The organism is Citrobacter sp. MGH100 (assembly GCF_001034465.1).
GTDB lineage: Bacteria > Pseudomonadota > Gammaproteobacteria > Enterobacterales > Enterobacteriaceae > Citrobacter > Citrobacter youngae.
The window spans coordinates 10,168-32,655 of sequence record NZ_KQ089803.1 but is presented as its reverse complement, the minus strand read 5'-3'; the positions used below and the strand labels follow the sequence as shown (position 1 = coordinate 32,655).

The window sequence follows — 22,488 nt, the reverse complement described above, 5'->3', positions numbered from 1 at the left end:
CAATATCAGTATTCGCAAAACCAGATGAATGATTGTTTAAACTGGTGTATTTCTGCCTTTATGCTTCGTAAGTTTGCTGTCGCGCCGTCAGTGCCCAGGCTATTCTGGCCAGCTTGTTTGCCAGAGCACAGGTGACGACAAAGTTGCTTTTCCGACACAACAACTCCCTGATCCAGTCGGCCAACTTGCCAGACTGGTGTTCCAGTTTTTGTATGAATACCCTGGCACACTGAACCAACAAAGTTCGGATCTTTTTGTTGCCCCGCTTGCTAATCCCTAACAATGTCGTCCGACCTCCCGTGCTGTACTGTCGGGGTACCAGCCCTGTTGCCGCCGCAAAGTCACGGCTGCTGGCGTACTGCTTCCCGTCGCCAATCTCAGTTGAAATAGTACTGGCAGTCAGCGTTCCAACGCAGGGAATACTCAGCAAGCGCTGTCCAACCTCATCTTCGTCCAACTTTCGTTTCAACTGAGATTCCAGATCTTTAATCTGCTCAACAAGATAGTGATAATGCTGTTGTAATTTCAGCAGTAACTGGCTGAGATAAAGAGGCAAACTACTGTCCTCAAGAAGGGTACTCAGTCGACTAATAACGGCAGCACCTCGCGGAACGCTGATACCAAATTCCAGCAGAAAAGCATGCATCTGATTAGTTGTTTTCACCTTATCCTGAACCAGGGATTCACGGACACGATGCAGAGCTCGCATTGCCTGCTGAGATTCGGTTCTGGGCTGCACGAAACGCATAGATGGACGTGATGCTGCTTCACAGATAGCTTCAGCATCAACGAAGTCATTTTTGTTGCTTTTAACGAATGGGCGGACAAATTGCGGTGATATCAGCTTTGGAAAATGCCCTAACTCTGCCAGCTTGCGTGCCATAAAGTGAGAACCGCCACAGGCTTCCATCGCGATGGTTGTTGCTGGGCATGTCGCCAGAAATTCGATTAGCTTTGGTCGGGTGAATTTTTTACGGTAAACGGCCTTCCCACGATGATCCTGACAATGAATATGGAAAGAGTTCTTACCCAGATCGATACCAATAAGCGCAATGTTTTCCATGATGGTTCTCCGAATGAAAGCCTGTCCTCAGCATAGTACTGGGAAGGAGGGAGTGACCATCTCATTAATTATCCCACGCTAAGACTGTTTTTTGTACAAAGCGGTATCGACTGTACGTAATGAGCGGTATTTTCCGGATCCCAGCTTAAGATTATTACGCCAGACGTAATCTCCACTCAGATTGATATGTTCCCAGCCCAGGGGAGAAAGATGAGAGACCAGTTGCTCATTTATCGGGATACCCTTTCGTTTTAGTGACTCAATAGCTCTTTCTATATATACCGTGTTCCACAACGTGATCGCTGCTGTCAGTAATGTCAGCCCGCTGGCGCGATAACTCTGATTCTCCAGCCCACGATCCCTTATTTCACCCAGACGGTGCAAAAAGACCGCTCGCGCAAGGGCATTACGGGCCTCACCCTTATTCAGCCCCGCCTGCACGCGTCGGCGCAGACCGGGATCACGGAACCAGTCCAGCATAAATAGTGTCCGTTCGATGCGGCCAATCTCTCTCAGCGCTTTGGCAAGTCCATTCTGTTTTGGGTAACTGGCTAACTTTTTCATCATCAGTGATGCGGTGACTGTCCCCTGCTTAATCGAGGTTGCCAGGCGCAATACCTCATCCCAGTGCGACTCAATGTCTTTGATATTTAGGCAGGTTGTTGATATGACAGACTGAAGCCCCGGATAGCGCTCGGCCTTTCCATGAATAAACAGCCGCTTGTCATGAAGATCACGGATCCTTGGCGCAAAAGCGAATCCCAGCAGGTGCATCAGGGCGAAAACATGTTCAGTGAAGCCTGCGGTATCGGTGTAATGCTCGGTAATTTCCAGATCGCTTTCATGGTACAGCAGGCCATCAAGCACGTGGGTTGAGTCGCGCACCCGGCTGATCACTTTGGCGTAGAACGGGCTGTATTGGTCTGAGATATGCGTATAAATCTGCACGCCCGGCTCCTGACCATATTTAAGATTGACCTGACCGGCATAACGTCCGTGACTGCCTACCCGAAAGTTCTGCCCGTCTGACGACGATGTTGTCCCGTCGCCCCAGAATGCGGCCAGAGGCCGCTCTTTCTGTGCGTTGACCAGCTCGGCCAGTGCCGCTGAATAAGTTTCATCCCTGATGTACCATGCCTGAATACCTTCGAGTGACGATCTTGTGGCCCCAGGGCAGGATTCCGCCATTTTTGTCAGCCCAAGGTTGATGCCGTCAGCCAGAATGGTGGTCAGCAACAGTCTTCCGTCTTTTGGTCTGACGTTATTATTTTTGAGGTGCGCGAAGTGACGCGTAAATCCCGTCCAGCTATCAACTTCTTCCAGTATCTCCGTAATTTTCGGATGGGGAAGCATGCCATAGACCAAATCTGCAAAGGGCGAAACACCTGAAGGAACGCTGTTCTCCAGTGGAGTGATTTTTACGCCTTTATCTGAGATATCTACATCGGGCAAATCACCGGCAAGCGCCATCGCGTTAACTTCTTCCAGCCGAGATGCAAGAAGAGTCATACGGGCCTGAAGGTATGCCTGGCTATCGGTCTGAACGGCCAACTGTAACTGGTCATTATGTCGGGATTTCTCAAACTCAGCAGTCGGGATGAGATAATCATCAAAATTTTTGTAGCGGCGCGATCCTTTTACCCAGATATCACCGGAACGTAATGCACCCTTGAGTTCATTCAGTACGCAAAACTCGTAGTACTTGCGGTCGATGCCTGAAGGCGTGAGCACCAGTTTTCGCCAGCTTTCAGGGATAAACCCTGTTGGCGCTGATGGCGGCACTTTACGAAGTTGTTTACGGTACATTTCCGTTATGGTGTCCAGCGCATCGCTGAGCGCCTGCGCCGCAGGTGTCGCCATGAACTGCAATGCTGACAGCATACGCGGGGCATATTTACGCAACGTACTGTATTTTTCGGTGATCAGATGAAGCGCGTCGAAATTGCCCTTACGGGAAAGAAACCGCGTTTCTTCCACGCTGTTGATGAATTCCTGCCAGGGAAGGACATCTTCTATTGCAGTCCAGGGATCTTCCCCGGATTCTCTGGCGTTAAGTAACGCCTGCCCGACGGTAACGTACTGCTTCAGCTTGCTCTGAATAAGCTTTCCCGTTTGCTGGAGCCGTTCGGCCTGCGTGCGTTTTGCCCTGCTGAACAGACTACCCAGGATACGCTCGTGCAGATCAATCACTTCGTCAGTCAGGGTGGCCCTGGCCTCTGTTATTATACAAACCAGCGTAGCGTAACGTCTGACATCGGTGAATTTTGCCAGGTCCCTGCTGCTCATTTTCCGGCCCTCACGCGCCAGTTTAAGCAACCTGTTCTGGTGAACGGAAAGTGCAATACCATCAGGCAACCCCAGCGCAGCGATGGAATTAAGCCGGTCGATATGTTGCAGCACATTTTTACCGTTTATTTTACCCGGAGGCTGTAGCAGCCATGCCAGACGGGAAGGTTGTTCACCCTCTGATATGAGCAGGCTGTCGAGTGCTGATTTATGCTGCTTTTCCAGTTGCGCGGTAAGTGTCGAAAATACCGATCTGTTAGCGAGCGTGACGACTTCGGCAAGCGTCCGTTCGATCACTTCAACAGAAGGGAAAATAACATTATTGTTATGTAGCCAGCTGAGCATTTCTTCCGCCAGCATAAATCCTTTGTCAGTTCGCATGGCATAGGGGTGCAGATGACGGATACAGTCTTTTTGCATTGACCGGCTGAACGGGGATAGTTCCAGGTAGCGATAAAGTTCGGTCAGATGTTCCCAGCGGGTTTGCTCTCTGGATGCATATTCCGGCCATAAATCAGGCTGAAGTTTCAGTCGGGAAGCAACCCTGGATACAACGCCATTGTGAGGAGCACTGCTTTTGTCCGGAATAAATCCAGGTCCACGCAGATAACAGAGTAATACAGCAAAGCCCAGGCGATTCGCTGGCCTTCGGTGCTTATTAATGAGCGCAATATCCGGTTCGTTCAGAAAACACATTCGGGTCAGAATAATTTCATCATCTGGTATAACCAGTAAGCGTTCCTGCTCTTCGCTGCTCAGTATCTGTCGCCGTGGCATAAATGCCTCCCTCGCGTATAGTTTTCATCTGTTATTTGTTCGCTGTGACCGAAACCGGTCGGTTTCGTACACCACTTACAGCACATGTCCGAAACTTAGTGAAATTAATTTCGGACACACGTTATAATTCGGACATCCATTTCGTACGGAAAGTTTCCCATGTCACGTGTTTTTGCCTACTGCAGGGTCTCAACTCTGGAACAGACCACAGAAAACCAGCGTCGTGAAATTGAAGCGGCGGGTTTTGCCATCAGATCCCAACGACTTATTGAGGAGCATATCAGTGGCTCGGTTGCTGCCAGCGAACGCCCCGGATTTATCCGGTTGCTAGATCGCATGGAAAATGGGGATGTACTGATTGTCACCAAACTTGACCGTCTGGGTCGTAATGCGATGGATATCCGAAAAACAGTAGAGCAACTGGCGGCTTTAGATATTCGCGTTCATTGTCTCGCACTCGGAGGCGTTGACTTGACCAGTCCGGCCGGAAAAATGACTATGCAGGTAATTTCTGCTGTAGCGGAGTTTGAGCGGGATTTGCTGCTTGAGCGAACGTATTCAGGTATTGCGAGGGCAAAAGCGGCTGGAAAACGCTTCGGTCGCCCCCCCATCCTGAGCGAGGAACAAAAGCAAACAGTGACAGAGCGCCTAAATGCTGGCATCAGTATCAGTGCTATTGCCCGGGAATTTAATACCACCCGCCAGACTATCCTTCGGGTAAAGGCTGGATTGCTGCAAGAGTGAGCGGCTGGGAAGATTATAAAAAAATCAAATGGTTATTATGAAATAAAACAGCCTGCTGGGTTCTTTTCCCCCTATTTTTTATAAAAGAGTAGACAAAAGAGGTTCGCGACACTAATCTACCAACTAGATGATTGGTGCTGGTTACACCAGCTATACCTTTTATCAAGAAATTACAGGAGCCATTATGTCTACTACCGTTAAACCTTCTGCAGACGCAGCTGCGATCCACAATACCCGTGAAGCAGTTCGCAGCCAGCCTGGCCTGGGTAACCTGACTTTCCAGATGAAAGCCCGTTCCAGCGGCGGATTAACCGTTCGCACAGAGACCGGCGCCACAATCCAGAACGGCGTTATCGATACCAGCCGTGTGGGGAAATTTTCTAATATCGGTGATGAACCCGCAGGTTTACTCGGCACCGATACCGGCATGAGCCCGACTGAATACATCATGCAGGCGCTGGCTGGCTGTTATACCGCCACCCTTACCATGATGGCTGCTGAAAAAGGGATCGACCTGGACGGTATCGAGCTGGATCTTAATTTCGATATCAACCTCAACGGCTTCCTTGGGCTGGACAGCAACGTGCGTAAAGGTGCGAAATCTATTCGCGTCGATGTTCACCTTACGAGCAAGACCGCCAGTCGCGAGGAGTTAGAAGCGCTGGTCAGCGAAATGCAAAAGAATTCGCCAATCCACGATACTCTGGCTAATCCGGTTGAAATGATTACACGCCTGGCGTGATGTCAGAGATGTAATGCTGCCATTCAGAATGCAGGATGGCAGTGACGTTCAGCTCTGCACGATACTGAGTCAGTGATACAACTTGCTACGGAAAAATAGCAACAATATAATCTATCAACTAGTAGATTATATGGAGTAATTATGACAACCATGACACGGGAACGGCTGCTCAGCGAAGCAGAACACCTGATGCGCGAAAAAGGGTATTCAGTATTCAGCTATGCTGATTTATCAAAAATAGTGGGTATCACCAAGGCCAGTATTCATCACCATTTCCCGACCAAAGATATTCTGGGTGAGCAGGTGGTAATACAGGCGTTCTCTGATACACAACGCGTATTTGAGCAGATAGAGGCGACTGAGAAAAGCGCGGAGAGAAGAATTGCGGCTTACATCGATATCTTCGCGCAAAGCCATAAAGCTTCGCTACTGCCACTGTGTTGTGCGTTGTCAGCAGAGACCGCCAATCTGCCTCAGGCAATTACTGTACAGACATCACTTTATTTCGATATGCAAATCGAGTGGCTCACAAAAGTCGTCAGGGCGGGCATGGAGTCAGGTGAGTTTTCATCCCATGCCGAACCATCAGATATTGCTTTGATGATCATTAATGTCTGTGAAGGCTCAAGCGTAGTGGCGCATGCAACGGCCAGACCCGAAGTCTTCGCCAACAGCCTTAAGTATATAAAACTGCTTCTTAATACCCCTCATTCAGGAGAATGACACTATGCTGGACTGGAACAACTATCGCTCAGAGTTAATGCAACGTTTAGGCGAGTTGGGCAAACTGACCCCCGAGACCATGAAAGGCGTGGTTGCCCTGGGCAACGCAGGTAACAAAACTGACCTTTTGGGCGCAAAAGTGCGTGAACTCATTGCCCTGGCGTGCGCAGTCACAACCCACTGCGACGGCTGTATTGCTTTTCACGCCGACGCCGCTGTGAAAGCCGGTGCAACCGACGCTGAAATTGCTGAAGCGCTGGGCGTGGCGATTAACCTCAACGCTGGCGCGGCGGTCATTTATTCAGCCCGCACTCTGGATGCCGTCGGTCAGGCACGCGGTTAAGCATTAATAAATTCCACGTTAAAAGGGCATTACTGCCCTTTTTTTATGTCCGCAATAGCCTGAGCATATACCGATGCAGGTTTCACACCCGGTATGCGTTTAACTAATTGCCCTTCATGAAATATCAGCACAGACGGCAGCCCCCAGATCTCGTATTTGGTTGTCAGCACCGGCGCCTGATCTACATTGACTTTCCCCACCTGAATATCTCTATCGAGCCGGTCTGCAAACTGACTGAACATTTCTTCGCTGGCCTGACAGGGCGGACACCAGGGTGCAGAGAAACGTACCACCGATATTCCGTTGTACTGCTCTATCTGGCGGAAATTATCTTCGTTATAAGCTGTTAATGTACGCATGGTGATGACCTCGCAAAATGAGTGACAATTCAGAAATGGCTGCGTTATGACAAAAAAATACGACACAGCCATTGACCTACCTACTAGATGGTTGGTATATTGCCACCCATCAGATGTTTATGCAACTCCAGTGCGCGACGTCCAGTCGATGATACTGCCGGGCTGTGCAAATCCCTGCCGGGATACTCCTTTTTGTTTTTTGTGAGGTATACGATGAGTAAGCTTTTCACCCCCTACAATCTGTCTGGCCTGGCGTTAAAAAACCGTGTAGTCATGGCACCGATGACCCGCACCCGCACCATGAATGACGTGCCGGATGAGGTCGTGGCTTTGTACTATGCACAGCGTGCTTCTGCTGGCCTGCTCATCACCGAAGGGATGCCGGTTTCAGAAGAAGGCCGGGGTTACCTTTATACCCCTGGTATCTACAACGACGAACACGTCCAGGGCTGGCGTAAGGTGACACAAGCGGTTCACGCCAAAGGTGGCCGTATTTTCGCGCAGCTCTGGCACGTCGGCCGTATGTCTCACGTCTCTCTTCAGCCAGGCCACATAGCGCCGGTTTCAGCGGGCACCGTTCAGGCGGTCAATACCACCGTTTTTGCGCTGACCGAATCCGGAGAACCGGGCCCGGTTGTACCAAGCCAGCCACGCGCGCTGGAAACGCATGAAGTTAAACGCATCACTGCAGACTTCGTGCACTCCGCACGCCTGGCGATGGAAGCCGGCTTTGACGGCGTGGAAATCATGGCGGCAAACGGATTCATCTTTGACCAGTTCCTCAGTAGCGAACTGAACACCCGCACCGACGAATACGGCGGCTCGGTGGAAAATCGTCAGCGTTTCCTGCTGGAGACCATTGACGCCGTGGCGGAAGCCGTGGGTAACAGCCACGTTGCCGTGCGCCTGTCACCGTTCGGCCGCATTTATGACCTCGCGCCGTATGAAGGTGAAGAGCAAACCTGGTCAGCCATCACCGACGCGCTCGGTCAGCGGGAACTGGCCTACGTACACCTTTACTATCAGCCGGTGTACATCAAAGCGCCACTTCCGGAAGGCTTCCGCCGCCGTTTTCGCAACACGTTTAAAGGCACCATCATCGCTGCCGGCGGTTTTACCCGTGATATCGCAGAGCAGGCTCTGGAAGATGATGAGCTGGATCTGGTGGCATTTGGTGTGCCCTACATCGCTAACCCGGATCTGGTTGAAAGAATGCAAAACGGCTGGCCACTGGCAGAAAGTGACCGCGCCACCTACTACGGCGTCAGTGGTTCCCCGGAAAAAGGCTATACCGATTACCCGGTCTGGCAGGCGCAATAAATCCCATACGGTCGCGGTTCTCTGATAAGTGAGATCCGACCGCCCAACGTCTTTGAGGAATCATTATGCAAACGCTGAAACCCACCCTTACCATCGATATCTGGTCAGATTTGGTCTGCCCGTGGTGCTGGATTGCTAAAAAAAGATTTGAACAGGGTCTGAATCGCTTTGAATTTCGCGACCAGGTGGTGATCCGCCATCACAGCTACCGTCTGGCCGGTGGTACTCCCGCGATGCCTTTTAAGGATGCCATCGTTAAAAAGCTGGGCAGTCAGCATTCAGCGGAGCTGATGATGAATCAGGTGGGCACCGCCGGTAAATCTGAAGGTCTGATCTACAACTTCGACGGCATGATGTTTGGTGATACAGAAGATGCACACACCCTGCTGGTTGCCGCGCGTAAGGCCGGAATTGCGGACGCGGTGGAAGAACGTTTTTATCATGGCAGTATCACCGAAGGTCGCTCTCTCTTTGACCGTCAGCAGCTCGTTGCCATGGCCGTAGAAGCCGGTATGCCGAAAGCTGACGCTGAAGCCGCCCTGGAAAATGACGATTTTCGCGCCACCGTTTCCGACGATGAAGCCCACGCACAGTCTATTGGCCTCAGCGGCGTTCCGGTTTTTGTGATGAACGAAAAATATGCCATCAGCGGGGCTCAGGCAGCAGATAACTTTTTGAATGCCCTGCGTCAGGTCTGGGATGAACAGCAAACCGAATTTTCAGCCACTGCGGGTCAGACCTGCGGAACGGATGGCTGCAGTATTTAATCCGTCAACCGCCGGCAGTTTCACGCTGCCGGCAACGTCTTACCCACCAGTAATGGAGTCAGAAAATGAACACTTTTTTCAAAGGTAAAAAACTGCTCGTCGTCGGCGGTACCAGCGGCATGGGCCTGGCCGTGGCACGCATGGTACTGGAAGCGGGCGGCAGTGTCGTGCTGACCGGGAATAAAAAAGACAAAGCCGAAGCGGTGCAAAAAGAACTGAGCCCTCTGGGACCGGTTGCGGTCATCGCGGCGAACCTGATGACCGAAGAAGGTATGGAAACTATCCGTCAGGAAATTAATGCTCACCATCGCGATATCAGCCTGATGGTGAATGCCGCCGGTATCTTCATGCCCAAAGGATTTACCGAGCACAGCTTTGCCGATTATGACATGTATCTTTCGCTGAACCGAGCCACGTTCTTTATTACACAGGATGTCGTGAAGAACATGCTCGCCGCGAAGCTCGAAGGGTCTATCGTCAACGTCGGTTCGATTGGTGCTCAGGCTGCACTGGGTGACTCGCCGGCCTCGGCCTATTCAATGGCAAAAGCGGGTCTGCATGCCCTGACGCGTAATCTGGCGATTGAGCTGGCCAGCGCGGGTATTCGTGTCAACGCGGTGTCTCCCGGGATTGTTCATACGCCGATATACGAAGGCTTCATGGACAAAGCGGATATCGCAGATGCTATGAAGTCGCTGAACGATTTCCACCCGCTGGGACGCGTCGGAACTGCCGAAGATGTGGCAAACACTATTCTCTTCCTGTTGTCTGACAAAACCTCATGGGTGACGGGCGCTATCTGGGATGTCGATGCGGGCATCATGGCGGTCAGACGATAACCCCGTGACGCTGGCATAAGCCGCCCCTTAAGGGCGGCATTTTTTTGTCGCCAGACATGTCATCAGCAGGCTTCACTAAGAATATTCACGACCTGTTCATCCGTGCCTTTTGTGTTCCCGGCACAGGGTGTTATGCCGGGTTCTGACGACATCCTGACAGGACAAAACGGCCAGAGAGAAAGGGGTTATACACGATGAGGAGCCGGTATCCGCAGTACCTGTGAAATTCTTTTCATCCCTGCTGTCAGCATACTCCGTGGGCAGGCCAGATTTAACCGGATATATCCGTCCCCATTGTCGACAAACAGCAAGCCCCCTTCAAGAAGGACCCCTGACTCCCGGGCAAAATACAGCGATAAATCCTCACCTGCGGTGTCGGGCAGGTAGCGGCTAATATCTATCCAGGCCAGATATGTCCCTTCGGGGATCGAGAACCTGGTTTCGGGTAAATAGCTTTTGAGATAGTCGTGCAGGTACTGGAAATTGCCGTCAATATATTCCCTCAGATGGACAAGCCAGTCATCACATTCACTCCACGCCGCTTTGTTTGCTGCCAGGCTCAGTGGAGAGATGAACTCGTCGTGTCTGAGACGCCACTCGCTTCTGACACCGGGATCCGGAATAATGATATTTGCCAACAAATTCCCGGCCAGATTGAATGTTTTACTCGAGGACATGCAGGTAATAATGCGTGTAGAATCAGGGAAAAGAGAGGCGGCCGGTGTATGACCGATACCGCTTCGGGACAGGTCGCAGTGAATTTCGTCAGATATCACCCAGATGTCATTGGCCAGGCAAATTTCAATAATCCGCTTAAGTTCATCAGGCCGCCAGACTCGTCCGGTCGGGTTATGCGGATTACACAGGAAAAGAATTTTCACACGTAAATCGGCCTGACTGGCTTTGCGTGCAAAGTCTTCCCAGTCAGGTTCCCAGCCGCCTGCTGATTTTTTTAACGCCGAGTACACCACGCGACGCTGACTGTATTCACCCGCCTTTTTAAACGGGCCATATGAAGGCGTCATAATAAGAATACTGTCATCCATGTCGGTCAGAAGCGGGACGAGACGGTTCAGCGCGGGAATAATGCCCGGAGACAGCACAATGTCTTCCGTTTTGAAACGGTGACCATATTGTCGCTCACACCAGCTGCCAAAGATCTCATAGTATTCTTCGTCGTAGATTTTAGTGTAGCCGAGTATTTTTCTATCCAGACGGTCTCTGATGGCCTGAAGAATCGGCTCTGGTGTGGCAAAAGCCATGTCAGCAACCCAGAGGTTGATTAGCCCTTCTGCCGGATACCGCATTGCAAATTCGGACTGTCCCGAAAACAGGTATTCCCGCCAGCCGTCCACGGTGAGACTGTCTGTTTTCTCTCTGCTTACGTACTCATCAAAATCATATTTCATTTCATAAACCTGCCTTAGGTGTAGTCAGAAACGTCGACCTCAGTATTACTGTCAGTCTGATGCCGGAGCGGGAAAACTGGCTCGTGTGATTAACATAAGAGAATCATCACAACTGCATGAATTAATTGCGTTATTAAGGTTCTCTCGCCTTTGTCATCGACTGACGGGGGGATTTCTCGCGTGTCACCATCACAATGCCAGTCAGCACCGCCAGGGCAGAAAATATCGTTCTGACCGTCAGTGATTCATCCAGGAATACCACACCCCCTAGCATTGCCAGACAGGGAACGCTGAGCTGAAGGGTACTGGCGGTGATAGAGCCGAGAGAGGGTAAAAGGGTATACCACAATACATATGCACCGGCTGAGGCGGCGGCACCGGACAGCAATGACAAAGCAATGCCCGCAGCATCATAGTGACCCTGCTTCATAAACAGCAACGAAAGAGCGAGAGCCATCGGCGTGGCGAGTACAAAATTTGCCGCCGTTGAAGCCCCGGCCGCCTGGCCCGCCCTCCCCCTGACGGAATAGGCGGCCCAGGCTAATCCGGCAACGATCATCATAAGTGCACTGTAAAGCGGCGGTGCCTTCGCCCCGGGTAACAGCAGGGCAGCAATTCCTGCCAGAGCAATAACTAAACCGCAAGCCCGCATAACGGAGAGTGATTCCCCTTTAAATAATCCGTGGATCACCATCGCAAACTGTACGGCACCAAAAAGTAACAGCGCACCTGCCCCGGTATCGAGATGGATATAGGCGACAGAGAAGAGCACTGCGTACACCATGAGGTAAAATCCGCTCAGCGGACGCCACAGCGATAATGTAGTTTTTGCGTGATAAAACAAGAAAGGTGACAGGACGAGTGCACCACTGGCCAGCCTGAGGCTGCTGAATGAAAGGGGATCAATGTGGCCTCCCTGCAGGGCCAGACGGCACAGAATAGAGTTTGCAGCAAACGCCAGCATTGCCAGGGATATTTTAAGAATGAGCGCGCAATTGGCCATTCAGTGAGACCTCATAAAATTCTTGTAAACTACCATCTAGTTGGTAGCATAGCGTAAGTGATCACCGAACAGGAAGCAATAATCAGCTTTCAAACTGGAAGGTGAGGACAGGCATTCGGAATGAATTCTGTTTCACATCCCCAGTAGAGGAAGGAAAACGCGTAATGCCAGATGCAGAGCAGAAGATTATTTTTCCCTGCGATCAAACATATGAAATCAGTTTAAGACCTGGAATATCCTATGAAAAAACTAAAATTTACGTTCAAAAATGCGGCTGGTGAAGAACTGGCCGGATTGCTTGAACTTCCTGAAAATCCTAAAGCGTTTGCGCTGTTAGCTCATTGTTTTACGTGTGGCAAAGACCTCAAAGGCGCGGCGCGTATTGCGCGGAAACTGACAGAGAATGCTATCGCCGTTCTCCGGTTTGATTTTACTGGTCTGGGAAACAGCGAAGGGGATTTTTCCAACACCAACTTCTCATCCAATATTTCGGACCTGCTTTGCGCGGTAGATTATCTCCGCCGACAGTACGAAGCGCCTTCTTTGCTCATCGGCCATAGCCTGGGGGGATCGGCCATTCTGTCTATTGCCGGCGAAGTTCCTGAGGCAAAGGCCGTTGTCACCATAGGATCACCCGGAGAACTGACACACGTAAAACGTCTTTTTAAGGATGATGTTGAAAACATTAACCAGCATGGAGCCTATCCCGTTGAGCTGGCCGGGCGGGTATTTACCTTAAAGAAACAGATGCTGGACAATATTCAGGAACACAAAATCGCTCATAAGGTGTTCGCCATGAACAAGCCTCTGCTTATTTTTCATGCGACTGAAGATGATACTGTGTTAATTGAGCAGGCCGAAAAAATATTCAAAGCAGCAAAGCATCCCAAGAGTTTCATTTCGTTGGGTAAGGCGGATCACCTTCTGACTCATGCTCAGGATGCTGAATACGTTGCCGATATCATTATATCGTGGAGCGAATGTTACCTATAAACAGAGTAAATGCGTTCAAACTCGTAGCGCAGAGGGCGATTTTCTGCAGAGATCGGACGCTGTTTATGCTGGACTGATTTTGCGATAAAGGCTTAGGCCGATGCATACAGGCGGGGCTGAATAAGGGTGAGGCCCTTGGGCGAGCATCCTTCATGCACCGGCTGAATGAAATCAGGGATCTGGGGGTGGGAGGATCAGCGTTACCACGCCACCGGCGCTGACACTACATACGGCGGCGATAACACTCTGGAATACGGTTTATATAGAAAGAACCATTGAGCCGCTTAAGCAAAAAGGAGTCCCTGTTAATGAACTGCTGGTCTCTCATCCTTCTCCACTGCTGTACAAAATATAGTCTTAGCGTGGGATAATTAATGAGATGGTCACTCCCTCCTTCCCGGTACTATGCTGAGGACAGGCTTTCATTCGGAGAACTATCATGGAAAACATTGCGCTCATTGGTATCGATCTGGGTAAAAACTCTTTCCATATTCATTGCCAGGATCGTCGCGGGAAGGCTGTTTACCGTAAAAAATTTACCCGGCCAAAGTTGATCGAATTTTTGGCGACATGCCCCGCTACAACCATCGCAATGGAAGCCTGTGGCGGTTCTCACTTTATGGCACGCAAGTTGGAAGAGTTGGGGCATTCCCCAAAGCTGATATCACCACAATTTGTCCGCCCGTTCGTTAAAAGCAATAAAAACGACTTTGTCGACGCCGAAGCTATTTGTGAAGCTGCATCGCGTCCGTCTATGCGTTTTGTGCAGCCCAGAACGGAATCTCAGCAGGCAATGCGGGCTCTGCATCGTGTCCGTGAATCCCTGGTTCAGGATAAGGTAAAAACAACCAATCAAATGCATGCTTTTCTGCTGGAATTTGGCATTAGCGTTCCCCGAGGAGCTGCCGTTATTAGCCGACTGAGTACCATTCTTGAGGATAATAGTTTGCCTCTTTACCTCAGCCAGTTATTGCTGAAATTACAACAGCATTATCACTATCTTGTTGAGCAGATTAAAGATTTGGAATCCCAGTTGAAACGAAAGTTGGACGAAGATGAGGTTGGACAGCGCTTGCTGAGCATTCCCTGCGTCGGAACACTGACAGCGAGTACTATTTCAACTGAGATTGGCGACGGGAAGCAGTACGCCAGCAGCCGTGACTTTGCGGCGGCAACAGGGCTTGTACCTCGGCAGTACAGCACGGGAGGCAGGACGACATTGCTGGGAATTAGTAAGCGAGGTAATAAAAAGATCCGAACTTTGTTGGTTCAGTGTGCCAGGGTATTCATACAAAAACTGGAACACCAGTCTGGCAAATTGGCCGATTGGGTCAGGGATTTACTGTGCCGGAAAAGCAACTTTGTCGTCACTTGTGCTCTGGCAAACAAGCTGGCCAGAATAGCCTGGGCCCTAACGGCACGACAGCAAACTTATGTAGCATAACGGCAGAAATACACCGGTTTAAAGAATTACTGATCTGGTTTTGCGAATACTGATATTGATGATACTAACGGCCCACCGGCCTGTTGAGGAACCTGTAAAACGGAAAGGCTCATTGAAGCCGTATATTTTCTGGAGGTTCATCAGGCGCGGAACTCATCAAGGCGCGGGAATAAAATCCCATTCAGACGCCGGATAGATTCAAGCAAGCCAACTTGTCGTCAAAATCGGTGTTGCAAAAACGGGAGTGACCATAGATTCCGTTTTCTGAGGCGACCCCTGATATTTCTGTTTTTCGATTTTTGCCGGCGCGATGCCGGCGACGTTGGCCAGCTGCCCCGGGCGCGATACTGAGATCAGTTTCTTTGAACAAAAAAACCGCCTTTTGGCGGTCAGTATTCAGTAGCTGGAACGGTAGTCTCTCCCCCGATTCCAGCGGTCTTGCCAGTGTTCGAGGAATGATTCAGCGAGCTTAGGCATGTTCCAGATCACCACCGCATTCTCCGAGTTTTTCGTTTCGGCCGCTTTGGTGAAATTAAAGCTGCCAGTTTCAACGGTCACATTATCCACGATGATCACCTTGTCATGCTGGATAGGGAAATCACTGTCAGTACGCAAAGGGATGCCGCTGTTCGCTATGTAGTTCATGGCCGCAATGCTGGCGCGCCCCGTATTGCCCCTTTCATCAATTACGATTTTCACATCAACTCCCCGTTTTTTGGCTGCTACCAGTGCTTTCATAATATCCGGGGCGGTAAAAGAATAAGCCATCATCCGTATCGAGGTTTTTGCGGAGTCAATGGCGCTCAGGACGAGAACGCGGGCGCTTCCTTCAGGCGAGTAGCCAACCTGAACGGATGGTTCCACCGCAAAGGCGGGCAGGGCGGCTGTCGTAAATGCTGCGGCCAGAAGCCAGGTTGCTAAGTTTTTCATTACAGGCTCCCGTTCACACACTGCATTTTATATTCAGGGTCAAAATAAATTTCTTTGATTTTCCGCTTTTCCATATGCACCACAACGTCAATGGTGGAGTAGAGCATTCGCATAATATCGCTCATATCGAGCATACGGCCGATAGGGGTCGCCTTGATAAGCAGCCCAATACGGTTAAAGGCATCGCGCGCAGAGTTAGCGTGCGTTGACATAACACCGCCTGGATGGCCGGTATTAAGTGCTTTAAGATAATCCCACGCAGCATCATCCCTAAGCTCAGTCATGATGATACGGCCCGGTGTCAGACGCATACAGGCTCGCAGGGCATCAGTGGCGCTGACGCGGCCGATCTTTCCTGCATCGCCGTACATCATATAAACGGCTTCTACAACGTGATCGACCGTGACTTCGTGAACGTCCTCTAAAATAATTACACGCTCGTCTTTATGTAGCGATTTTAACAGCGCGCGCGTGAGTACCGTTTTCCCCGACCCGGTTTCACCGCAGATCACGATAGTGCGTTTCTTCTCAACGGCGGTTTGCAGGAATGCGGGCCATTTTTCGCTGCTGTGCAGCTCTTTAAGGAAAAAATCATCATCCGTTAGGCTTTGCTTGCTGCCGGTAATCTTCCGGCAGTCACGGGGTTTGAAGGCCAATGGAACGAAAACGTACGTTAAGAATGTAATTTATTGATATTCATAAAAATAAAAAAAGGATCGCTGATTGATCCTTTTGTTTTGCTATTTGAATTTCGATAAACATTAACCACGAGAATGCAGTAGCTCGGCTATCTCATGAGCAATTTCATCGATTGTATGAGTTGCAGTACTACGAGCAACTTTGTCTGCTAATGATGGACTAAAATCGACAACTTCTTGTTTTGTAATATTATGCCATATGGGAAGCAATATTTGCTCACCAGAAATAGCACGAGTGACGATTCCATCAAGTTCATAATTTGTCCAACCTTTGCTTATAAACGCCGGAGACAAAACTACTAACCCAACACGACTGTTTGCTAAACCTTTGTCTATTTTTTGTCTCAGGCTGTCACCAATTCTTAACGTCATTTCGTCATACCATACATTAAGGCCGTGACTGATTAATGAGTTTGCCAGAGAGCGAACAAAATCATCTTTATCCTCTGAGGCATGCGAAATAAATACGTCATGTATCTCGTTGCTCTGTGCTGTTGACGGTGGTCTGTTATCTCTTACCAGACTAGGAACTTCGCTTAACGGCCTATCCTGAATTTCAGGAAGAACCCCTGGAAGAACGCGAACAGAAGCCCTGGTACTCCCCCTTAATCCCTGCATATCTACAGCAATATGCCAATGGCCTGATGAAGGGATCTGTAACCTTATGGGGGAGCGCTTTGCTAACCCACCAATGTAGGAATGTCGTCGGCCATTCTTATAACTACTGAAGTTAGAACTATCCATTAGTCTAACATTTGCACCACTGGTAAGGGTGATTTCAACAATCTCCCCTCTTTTTCTTTGACCAAGATCATTATGGATGAATTGCATGTAAGTCTGCTCTCTTCATTTGAATTGGAAGAATGTAGCCACTTCCTGATTATACTGTATCCAGTGGTTGAGAGGGCACTGTTGCAAAGTTAGCGATGAGGCAGCCTTTTGTCTTATTCAAAGGCCTTACATTTCAAAAACTCTGCTTACCAGGCGCATTTCGCCCAGGGGATCACCATAATAAAATGCTGAGGCCTGGCCTTTGCGTAGTGCACGCATCACCTCAATACCTTTGATGGTGGCGTAAGCCGTCTTCATGGATTTAAATCCCAGCGTGGCGTCGATTATCCGTTTCAGTTTGCCATGATCGCATTCAATCACGTTGTTCCGGTACTTAATCTGTCGGTGTTCAACGTCAGACGGGCACCGGCCTTCGCGTTTGAGCAGAGCAAGCGCGCGACCATAGGCGGGCGCTTTATCCGTGTTGATGAATCGCGGGATCTGCCACTTCTTCACGTTGTTGAGGATTTTACCCAGAAACCGGTATGCAGCTTTGCTGTTACGACGGGAGGAGAGATAAAAATCGACAGTGCGGCCCCGGCTGTCGACGGCCCGGTACAGATACGCCCAGCGGCCATTGACCTTCACGTAGGTTTCATCCATGTGCCACGGGCAAAGATCGGAAGGGTTACGCCAGTACCAGCGCAGCCGTTTTTCCATTTCAGGCGCATAACGCTGAACCCAGCGGTAAATCGTGGAGTGATCGACATTCACTCCGCGTTCAGCCAGCATCTCCTGCAGCTCACGGTAACTGATGCCGTATTTGCAGTACCAGCGTACGGCCCACAGAATGATGTCACGCTGAAAATGCCGGCCTTTGAATGGGTTCATGTGCAGCTCCATCAGCAAAAGGGGATGATAAGTTTATCACCACCGACTATTTGCAACAGTGCCTGCGGGGCTGAATGACGTTCATCGTGATCTTATTCCGTTGGATAGTAGGTTACTTCTGCCAGCCGCTGCACTATACCACCAGGACGCGAATAACAGTAACTGCACGTGAGGTGCTAACATCCTTCTCGCGTCAAAATGAAGGGCAGGGGTCCAGGCACCTCCTGAGAAAAAAGTAACTTTTTCGTGATTGTGTGCTCAGTAAAATCTGATGCGGTAACCCCATACTCTGGATCGGCGGAGGGCAGTATATTACTGTTCCTTCACAAGTAATGAGTTCTGATCTCTGTAAGCATACCTGTCACATTCAGCACCCTGAAACCGTACCCCGGAACTGTCTGGTGTCAGGACAAGTCCACCTTGTGCAGCATGTACGTGGAGAAGCTTATCCCCACCCGACACATTCAGATGTAGTGCAGGCACGCCATGATTGATTTCCAGTAAAACACCTAAGCAAAGCTGACCTGTATCGTCCGCCACCTCGATTGAGGTCTGGTTATCCAGATGGTAGGTGGCCGTATAAATTCTGCTATCCGCTTCATGGCAAACCGGTTCACCTTCAGGGATACGCCAGTCCGTCATTCGTTTAATAACAGGAGCACCGACAGATTATTTTTGTGCGGCCACAATAAGCAGAGATTGCAGGGCAGCTCTGTCAGAGTTTCGGATCGCCCTGTCGAGGATAGTTTCCTGTCCATCATCTGCCCAGGCTTCAACATGATAATTTGACCATACGTTACGTTCAGTCGAAGGCAGACGGTCATCGGGTTCAATGTGGAGTGTGGGGGTACACTCTATGTCTGAAAGATAGGGCTTTGCGACATCGCCATCCGTAATGCCGTTGACCCGTCCACCACAGTGATCAGCAATTACCCGCCCTATATCCAGCATGAAGGCCTGGTGCGCCTCACGGGAGTCAAGTTCACCCAGCAGTTCAGGTTTAATAAGAAGACCGGTTACGATTTCAGCCAGTTCATTGGGTAATATTTGCTTTGTCATAATGCCTCACAAAATAGACAGATCAGTACAGAAGAGTGGAGGGAGAATGCCCGGACCAAAGAGAGTCACATGACGTTCAGGTACGATTTCATCACCCGGAACTCATCAGGAGTGATTGGTTTCATACTGGATTTTTTGATGGCAGAGCCAGAACTAAATTGTATCCCTCCTTCGGCATCTTTTTCCCCACCATCGCGATAGTTAAGCTGAATCTCATCATACCTATGCGCTGCATTAACGCTGTTCGGGCAACGCAATATAAACGATACTGGATATTCAAGCTCACCGACGACCTCTGTAAATTCACAAAAGAAGTAATTCATCTTCTCGGCGAAAGCGGTTCGTTCAGCCTCCAGAAAATTGTGTAGACCTGTCCACCGGATGAAATCCTTACTCACGACACAGGCAGCGCCTCCAAACCCGTCAGGCCTTTTTAAGTTACTGCATGTAAAAGCAATTTTGAACTCTATCAATTCGTTCCTGTCAAATGCAATAAGTGCCGCCTGAGCAAACAGCGCACCATGTTCAGAATTGAAATCACCGAGATCACTGTTAATAAGAAAACCTTCAGGGCATTTTTCCCCATCAAAATGCCAGTCCAGGTCTTCAGGAATATCTGCAACATTTCTGAATGGATGGTTCAGGACACAGTGACGTACAATAATCTCCATTTCTGACAGGCCGTTTGTGTTATCACATGAAATGAGTTTTTGAATAAAACTATCATCCGGTTCAAACAATTCATTCATTGCCTCAAGTAATATATCAGCTTGAGTAGGATTTGCTTCAATAAGACAAGCACATTCTGAATAAAAGTCAGCCATGATAAACCTCATATCTGTTTAGATGAGTACGGTCGATTAGGAGTAAGACCATCATACTAAACCAAACCGGCTCATCAAGGGGGTATTTCCACCGGAAGCAATAATAATCAAGGTCAGATTCATAAATTCTGGATAATAATAGCCACCCCCTTAAATGGTACAAGAAACCCTTGAAAACGGTGAGAAATATTGGGCTTGCAAAATTTAGTTTTTCTGATTGAAGCTTTGTATTCTATCCAGTTTTATATATAAGAGATAATGGTAGCGCCGAAAAACAGACGTTAAACTCCATAATTGTAATAGTGCTAAGAACATAATCAATCTCGTCCAGCAATTCAGCCAGTGTGTAACACCAAATATAGTCCTTTCTGTATGAAGTTATCCAGAATGATGACCACCATTCCTTAATCAGCAGGTAAATATGATTAGTTGTAAGTCCTTGTCCATGGGTATCGTTTCGCCACTCTTCTAACCAGCGTTTATGTTGACCTGGAACACAGAAAGACAAGTAAAGCCTGGATTTTGCAACGTTAATTTCAAGTTGATATTTCAATAGGTTAGATTCTTTCTTTGTCAGGCGATCCACCCTTTGATCATGAATCCGGTCACGGTGTTCGCGGCGCTGAAAAACCCTGTTCTGTAACTCCGGGAACATGGAAACTGCCAGAGACCAGGAAAGAGGGAGAATAAAACACTCTCCACGAGATTCAATCAGAATATCGATAGCACGCAGGTATTCAACTTTAGTTGCTTCGCCACGAACAAATGGATCGTAACTCGAATCGACCTTTCTCAAGTCATTCGAGCTAATTTGCGATTTACCTGTAAGTTCTTTAAAAAAGGCTTTGACGTAGGCCAGTTCTCCTGTTTTCCGTCCCAAAGCTCTGCGATTCTCCACAGAAGAAATAGAAGCCATTGCACATCGCTGGAAAGGGTTAATCGGGACAAGCGTGGAAGATTTCATTAATTACCATCCTTAGAGAATAGGAAGCACATAAAGACATATTATCAGTAATTATTTCACTTGCCAGTACCTATTTATATAATAGTGCTTATGAATAATTTTCAAAAACATTTAATATTTTTCGGAGTCAACTTCAAACATGAGAAAGCAACTTTTAGCACACCCATAAACTGGAAGCATATAAAAACAGTGAGCAAAGGGAGGGTTAAAGCAATTACTAAGCCTTACATGAAAGGCTTAGTAAAGGAAATCAGGGATATTACTTAGTGATACAGCTTTCAACTAGTGAAGCAATGAATTTTCTTTCTGCATAACATCCTTTCATTGATTGCGGATCAAAAACAATATTATCAGCTTCGACATAGCGTAGCCTGTGGTATACAGACAAACGCGCTTCATTCCTTTTATGCTCTTCAAGTACCGGGGTGTAATCATGATCGGTCATTCCTATAACAAAGAAAGCACAAATGACAGATAGTCCAATGATAAAGAAGGGAGCATGTTCCAGGAAAGAAGACATTGTTTTAGATACGTTTACGTCAAAAATATCAACAACAGCATTACTGAATAAGGTAATAATTATAAGTAAAAACATTACACCGATAACACAGGAAATCCGGAGGACCATTTTTGTGTTGTCAGGCTCAGCAGTAACTTCATCAGGTGGTGCAAAGACAGTGGAACGAGTCGTCTTCTGCATTTCCGAACCGGCATAACCTCCGCCTCCCAGAATAACAGAGTCTCCCGAAATGCCGCCCCCCAGTACTGAACCTGATCGTTCAGTGGTTGAAGTTTCCTTCAGATAAAGGGAGTGCAAAGGGATCCCGTCAGTTGGTGAATAATGAACTTTCATGATAGTCATAGTAAGGCTCCTGATTATTGATACTTTTATAGTACTGTGAGCCTGAGGACAATTTTTCCTTTAAAAGGGTGAAATCGCTTTTTAACAATTTTTTTTACCGGGCACGAAAGGATAAAAACCGTAGTTGTCCTGCAAAAGCATCCAATTATGGAAAAACTATGGCACTGTTGCAAATAGTCGGTGGTGATAAACTTATCATCCCCTTTTGCTGATGGAGCTGCACATGAACCCATTCAAAGGCCGGCATTTTCAGCGTGACATCATTCTGTGGGCCGTACGCTGGTACTGCAAATACGGCATCAGTTACCGTGAGCTGCAGGAGATGCTGGCTGAACGCGGAGTGAATGTCGATCACTCCACGATTTACCGCTGGGTTCAGCGTTATGCGCCTGAAATGGAAAAACGGCTGCGCTGGTACTGGCGTAACCCTTCCGATCTTTGCCCGTGGCACATGAATGAAACCTACGTGAAGGTCAATGGCCGCTGGGCGTATCTGTACCGGGCCGTCGACAGCCGGGGCCGCACTGTCGATTTTTATCTCTCCTCCCGTCGTAACAGCAAAGCTGCATACCGGTTTCTGGGTAAAATCCTCAACAACGTGAAGAAGTGGCAGATCCCGCGATTCATCAACACGGATAAAGCGCCCGCCTATGGTCGCGCGCTTGCTCTGCTCAAAC

At 48.9% G+C, this 22,488-nt stretch carries 23 protein-coding genes and 2 pseudogenes; 11 read left to right on the top strand and 14 right to left on the bottom strand.

What is annotated here, in order from left to right; translation table 11 throughout:
- Window positions 1-58: 58 nt before the first annotated feature.
- Both SK32_RS20335 and SK32_RS20330 read right to left on the bottom strand, forming a co-directional pair.
- Window positions 59-1,063, bottom strand: coding sequence for an IS110-like element IS5075 family transposase (locus SK32_RS20335; protein WP_047721751.1), 1,005 nt, complete (start codon window positions 1,061-1,063; stop codon window positions 59-61).
- 78 nt (window positions 1,064-1,141) lie between these two features.
- Entirely contained in the window at window positions 1,142-4,126 is a 2,985-nt protein-coding gene (locus SK32_RS20330) for a Tn3 family transposase (protein WP_021242989.1), read from the bottom strand.
- Window positions 4,127-4,285: 159 nt separating this feature from the next.
- Here SK32_RS20330 and SK32_RS20325 point away from each other — a divergent pair, with 159 nt between their 5' ends.
- The 4 genes from SK32_RS20325 to SK32_RS20310 all read left to right on the top strand — a co-directional run bounded on the left by SK32_RS20325 (window position 4,286) and on the right by SK32_RS20310 (window position 6,678).
- Window positions 4,286-4,870, top strand: coding sequence for a recombinase family protein (locus SK32_RS20325; protein ID WP_012695450.1), 585 nt, complete (start codon window positions 4,286-4,288; stop codon window positions 4,868-4,870).
- 184 nt (window positions 4,871-5,054) lie between these two features.
- Window positions 5,055-5,612, top strand: coding sequence for an OsmC family protein (locus tag SK32_RS20320; RefSeq protein ID WP_000108589.1), 558 nt, complete (start codon window positions 5,055-5,057; stop codon window positions 5,610-5,612).
- 141 nt (window positions 5,613-5,753) lie between these two features.
- On the top strand, window positions 5,754-6,335 hold the full coding sequence (locus tag SK32_RS20315; protein ID WP_020277920.1) for a TetR/AcrR family transcriptional regulator: 582 nt from the start codon (window positions 5,754-5,756) through the stop codon (window positions 6,333-6,335).
- Window positions 6,336-6,339: 4 nt separating this feature from the next.
- Entirely contained in the window at window positions 6,340-6,678 is a 339-nt protein-coding gene (locus SK32_RS20310; RefSeq protein ID WP_021242988.1) for a carboxymuconolactone decarboxylase family protein, read from the top strand.
- Window positions 6,679-6,707: 29 nt separating this feature from the next.
- Here the strand turns inward: SK32_RS20310 and SK32_RS20305 are convergent, their stop codons facing one another.
- Window positions 6,708-7,037, bottom strand: a complete 330-nt coding sequence (locus tag SK32_RS20305; RefSeq protein WP_021242987.1) for a thioredoxin family protein — start codon at window positions 7,035-7,037, stop codon at window positions 6,708-6,710.
- A gap of 213 nt (window positions 7,038-7,250) precedes the next feature.
- On the opposite strand from SK32_RS20305, the gene SK32_RS20300 reads away from it, so the two are divergent.
- The 3 genes from SK32_RS20300 (at window position 7,251) to SK32_RS20290 (ending at window position 9,963) form a co-directional block, all read left to right on the top strand.
- Complete coding sequence (locus SK32_RS20300) at window positions 7,251-8,357, top strand: alkene reductase (RefSeq protein ID WP_021242986.1); 1,107 nt, start codon at window positions 7,251-7,253, stop codon at window positions 8,355-8,357.
- Between the two features lie 65 nt (window positions 8,358-8,422).
- Window positions 8,423-9,124, top strand: coding sequence for a DsbA family oxidoreductase (locus SK32_RS20295; RefSeq protein ID WP_001194072.1), 702 nt, complete (start codon window positions 8,423-8,425; stop codon window positions 9,122-9,124).
- A gap of 65 nt (window positions 9,125-9,189) precedes the next feature.
- Window positions 9,190-9,963: an SDR family NAD(P)-dependent oxidoreductase gene (locus SK32_RS20290; RefSeq protein WP_004729618.1), complete on the top strand. Its 774-nt coding sequence runs from the start codon at window positions 9,190-9,192 to the stop codon at window positions 9,961-9,963.
- Between the two features lie 185 nt (window positions 9,964-10,148).
- On the opposite strand, the gene SK32_RS20285 is transcribed toward SK32_RS20290, so the two are convergent.
- Entirely contained in the window at window positions 10,149-11,372 is a 1,224-nt protein-coding gene (locus SK32_RS20285) for a MalY/PatB family protein (RefSeq protein WP_023287190.1), read from the bottom strand.
- 133 nt (window positions 11,373-11,505) lie between these two features.
- The gene (locus SK32_RS20280) at window positions 11,506-12,375 is read right to left on the bottom strand and encodes a DMT family transporter (protein WP_001567390.1); all 870 of its coding nucleotides are present in this window, start codon (window positions 12,373-12,375) and stop codon (window positions 11,506-11,508) included.
- Window positions 12,376-12,615: 240 nt separating this feature from the next.
- Between SK32_RS20280 and SK32_RS20275 the strand changes: the two genes are divergently transcribed.
- The 3 genes and pseudogenes from SK32_RS20275 (at window position 12,616) to SK32_RS20270 (ending at window position 14,812) form a co-directional block, all read left to right on the top strand.
- On the top strand, window positions 12,616-13,368 hold the full coding sequence (locus SK32_RS20275; RefSeq protein ID WP_004729622.1) for an alpha/beta hydrolase family protein: 753 nt from the start codon (window positions 12,616-12,618) through the stop codon (window positions 13,366-13,368).
- A 26-nt stretch (window positions 13,369-13,394) separates the two neighbouring features.
- A pseudogene (locus SK32_RS26110) lies at window positions 13,395-13,708 on the top strand (Tn3 family transposase); the annotation flags it as partial.
- Between the two features lie 99 nt (window positions 13,709-13,807).
- Entirely contained in the window at window positions 13,808-14,812 is a 1,005-nt protein-coding gene (locus tag SK32_RS20270; protein WP_000427623.1) for an IS110-like element IS4321 family transposase, read from the top strand.
- 396 nt (window positions 14,813-15,208) lie between these two features.
- Here the strand turns inward: SK32_RS20270 and SK32_RS20265 are convergent, their stop codons facing one another.
- The 9 genes from SK32_RS20265 to SK32_RS20230 all read right to left on the bottom strand — a co-directional run bounded on the left by SK32_RS20265 (window position 15,209) and on the right by SK32_RS20230 (window position 21,811).
- Complete coding sequence (locus tag SK32_RS20265) at window positions 15,209-15,742, bottom strand: phospholipase D family nuclease (protein WP_000792636.1); 534 nt, start codon at window positions 15,740-15,742, stop codon at window positions 15,209-15,211.
- The gene (locus SK32_RS20260) at window positions 15,742-16,398 is read right to left on the bottom strand and encodes a CpaF/VirB11 family protein (RefSeq protein ID WP_000874714.1); all 657 of its coding nucleotides are present in this window, start codon (window positions 16,396-16,398) and stop codon (window positions 15,742-15,744) included. The genes SK32_RS20265 and SK32_RS20260 overlap by 1 nt, the downstream gene beginning before the upstream one ends.
- A gap of 105 nt (window positions 16,399-16,503) precedes the next feature.
- On the bottom strand, window positions 16,504-17,271 hold the full coding sequence (locus SK32_RS20255; protein ID WP_001159650.1) for a DUF1883 domain-containing protein: 768 nt from the start codon (window positions 17,269-17,271) through the stop codon (window positions 16,504-16,506).
- Between the two features lie 126 nt (window positions 17,272-17,397).
- Window positions 17,398-18,102 carry an IS6-like element IS26 family transposase gene (locus SK32_RS20250; protein ID WP_001067848.1) on the bottom strand — a complete coding sequence of 235 codons (705 nt, stop codon included), beginning with the start codon at window positions 18,100-18,102 and terminating at the stop codon, window positions 17,398-17,400.
- A 312-nt stretch (window positions 18,103-18,414) separates the two neighbouring features.
- Window positions 18,415-18,744, bottom strand: a complete 330-nt coding sequence (locus SK32_RS26105; protein ID WP_119906220.1) for a hypothetical protein — start codon at window positions 18,742-18,744, stop codon at window positions 18,415-18,417.
- Between the two features lie 27 nt (window positions 18,745-18,771).
- A complete protein-coding gene (locus SK32_RS20245) occupies window positions 18,772-19,161 on the bottom strand; it encodes a hypothetical protein (RefSeq protein ID WP_040120332.1) in 390 nt (129 codons plus the stop codon).
- Between the two features lie 65 nt (window positions 19,162-19,226).
- A complete protein-coding gene (locus SK32_RS20240) occupies window positions 19,227-19,985 on the bottom strand; it encodes a hypothetical protein (protein WP_040120333.1) in 759 nt (252 codons plus the stop codon).
- A 232-nt stretch (window positions 19,986-20,217) separates the two neighbouring features.
- Entirely contained in the window at window positions 20,218-20,949 is a 732-nt protein-coding gene (locus SK32_RS20235) for a plasmid SOS inhibition protein A (protein ID WP_043016708.1), read from the bottom strand.
- A gap of 259 nt (window positions 20,950-21,208) precedes the next feature.
- On the bottom strand, window positions 21,209-21,811 hold the full coding sequence (locus SK32_RS20230; RefSeq protein ID WP_004181720.1) for a hypothetical protein: 603 nt from the start codon (window positions 21,809-21,811) through the stop codon (window positions 21,209-21,211).
- A 223-nt stretch (window positions 21,812-22,034) separates the two neighbouring features.
- On the opposite strand from SK32_RS20230, the pseudogene SK32_RS20225 reads away from it, so the two are divergent.
- Window positions 22,035-22,488: pseudogene (locus SK32_RS20225) on the top strand (IS6-like element IS26 family transposase); the annotation flags it as partial.

Excerpts from the sequence above, each read along its gene's own strand:
- SK32_RS20335 (WP_047721751.1), bottom strand. The coding sequence starts at position 1,063 with ATGGAAAACATTGCGCTTATTGGTATCGATCTGGGTAAGAACTCTTTC.
- SK32_RS20330 (WP_021242989.1), bottom strand. The coding sequence starts at position 4,126 with ATGCCACGGCGACAGATACTGAGCAGCGAAGAGCAGGAACGCTTACTG.
- SK32_RS20325 (WP_012695450.1), top strand. The coding sequence starts at position 4,286 with ATGTCACGTGTTTTTGCCTACTGCAGGGTCTCAACTCTGGAACAGACC.
- SK32_RS20320 (WP_000108589.1), top strand. The coding sequence starts at position 5,055 with ATGTCTACTACCGTTAAACCTTCTGCAGACGCAGCTGCGATCCACAAT.
- SK32_RS20315 (WP_020277920.1), top strand. The coding sequence starts at position 5,754 with ATGACAACCATGACACGGGAACGGCTGCTCAGCGAAGCAGAACACCTG.
- SK32_RS20310 (WP_021242988.1), top strand. The coding sequence starts at position 6,340 with ATGCTGGACTGGAACAACTATCGCTCAGAGTTAATGCAACGTTTAGGC.
- SK32_RS20305 (WP_021242987.1), bottom strand. The coding sequence starts at position 7,037 with ATGCGTACATTAACAGCTTATAACGAAGATAATTTCCGCCAGATAGAG.
- SK32_RS20300 (WP_021242986.1), top strand. The coding sequence starts at position 7,251 with ATGAGTAAGCTTTTCACCCCCTACAATCTGTCTGGCCTGGCGTTAAAA.
- SK32_RS20295 (WP_001194072.1), top strand. The coding sequence starts at position 8,423 with ATGCAAACGCTGAAACCCACCCTTACCATCGATATCTGGTCAGATTTG.
- SK32_RS20290 (WP_004729618.1), top strand. The coding sequence starts at position 9,190 with ATGAACACTTTTTTCAAAGGTAAAAAACTGCTCGTCGTCGGCGGTACC.
- SK32_RS20285 (WP_023287190.1), bottom strand. The coding sequence starts at position 11,372 with ATGAAATATGATTTTGATGAGTACGTAAGCAGAGAGAAAACAGACAGT.
- SK32_RS20280 (WP_001567390.1), bottom strand. The coding sequence starts at position 12,375 with ATGGCCAATTGCGCGCTCATTCTTAAAATATCCCTGGCAATGCTGGCG.
- SK32_RS20275 (WP_004729622.1), top strand. The coding sequence starts at position 12,616 with ATGAAAAAACTAAAATTTACGTTCAAAAATGCGGCTGGTGAAGAACTG.
- SK32_RS20270 (WP_000427623.1), top strand. The coding sequence starts at position 13,808 with ATGGAAAACATTGCGCTCATTGGTATCGATCTGGGTAAAAACTCTTTC.
- SK32_RS20265 (WP_000792636.1), bottom strand. The coding sequence starts at position 15,742 with ATGAAAAACTTAGCAACCTGGCTTCTGGCCGCAGCATTTACGACAGCC.
- SK32_RS20255 (WP_001159650.1), bottom strand. The coding sequence starts at position 17,271 with ATGCAATTCATCCATAATGATCTTGGTCAAAGAAAAAGAGGGGAGATT.
- SK32_RS20250 (WP_001067848.1), bottom strand. The coding sequence starts at position 18,102 with ATGAACCCATTCAAAGGCCGGCATTTTCAGCGTGACATCATTCTGTGG.
- SK32_RS26105 (WP_119906220.1), bottom strand. The coding sequence starts at position 18,744 with ATGACGGACTGGCGTATCCCTGAAGGTGAACCGGTTTGCCATGAAGCG.
- SK32_RS20245 (WP_040120332.1), bottom strand. The coding sequence starts at position 19,161 with ATGACAAAGCAAATATTACCCAATGAACTGGCTGAAATCGTAACCGGT.
- SK32_RS20240 (WP_040120333.1), bottom strand. The coding sequence starts at position 19,985 with ATGGCTGACTTTTATTCAGAATGTGCTTGTCTTATTGAAGCAAATCCT.
- SK32_RS20235 (WP_043016708.1), bottom strand. The coding sequence starts at position 20,949 with ATGAAATCTTCCACGCTTGTCCCGATTAACCCTTTCCAGCGATGTGCA.
- SK32_RS20230 (WP_004181720.1), bottom strand. The coding sequence starts at position 21,811 with ATGACTATCATGAAAGTTCATTATTCACCAACTGACGGGATCCCTTTG.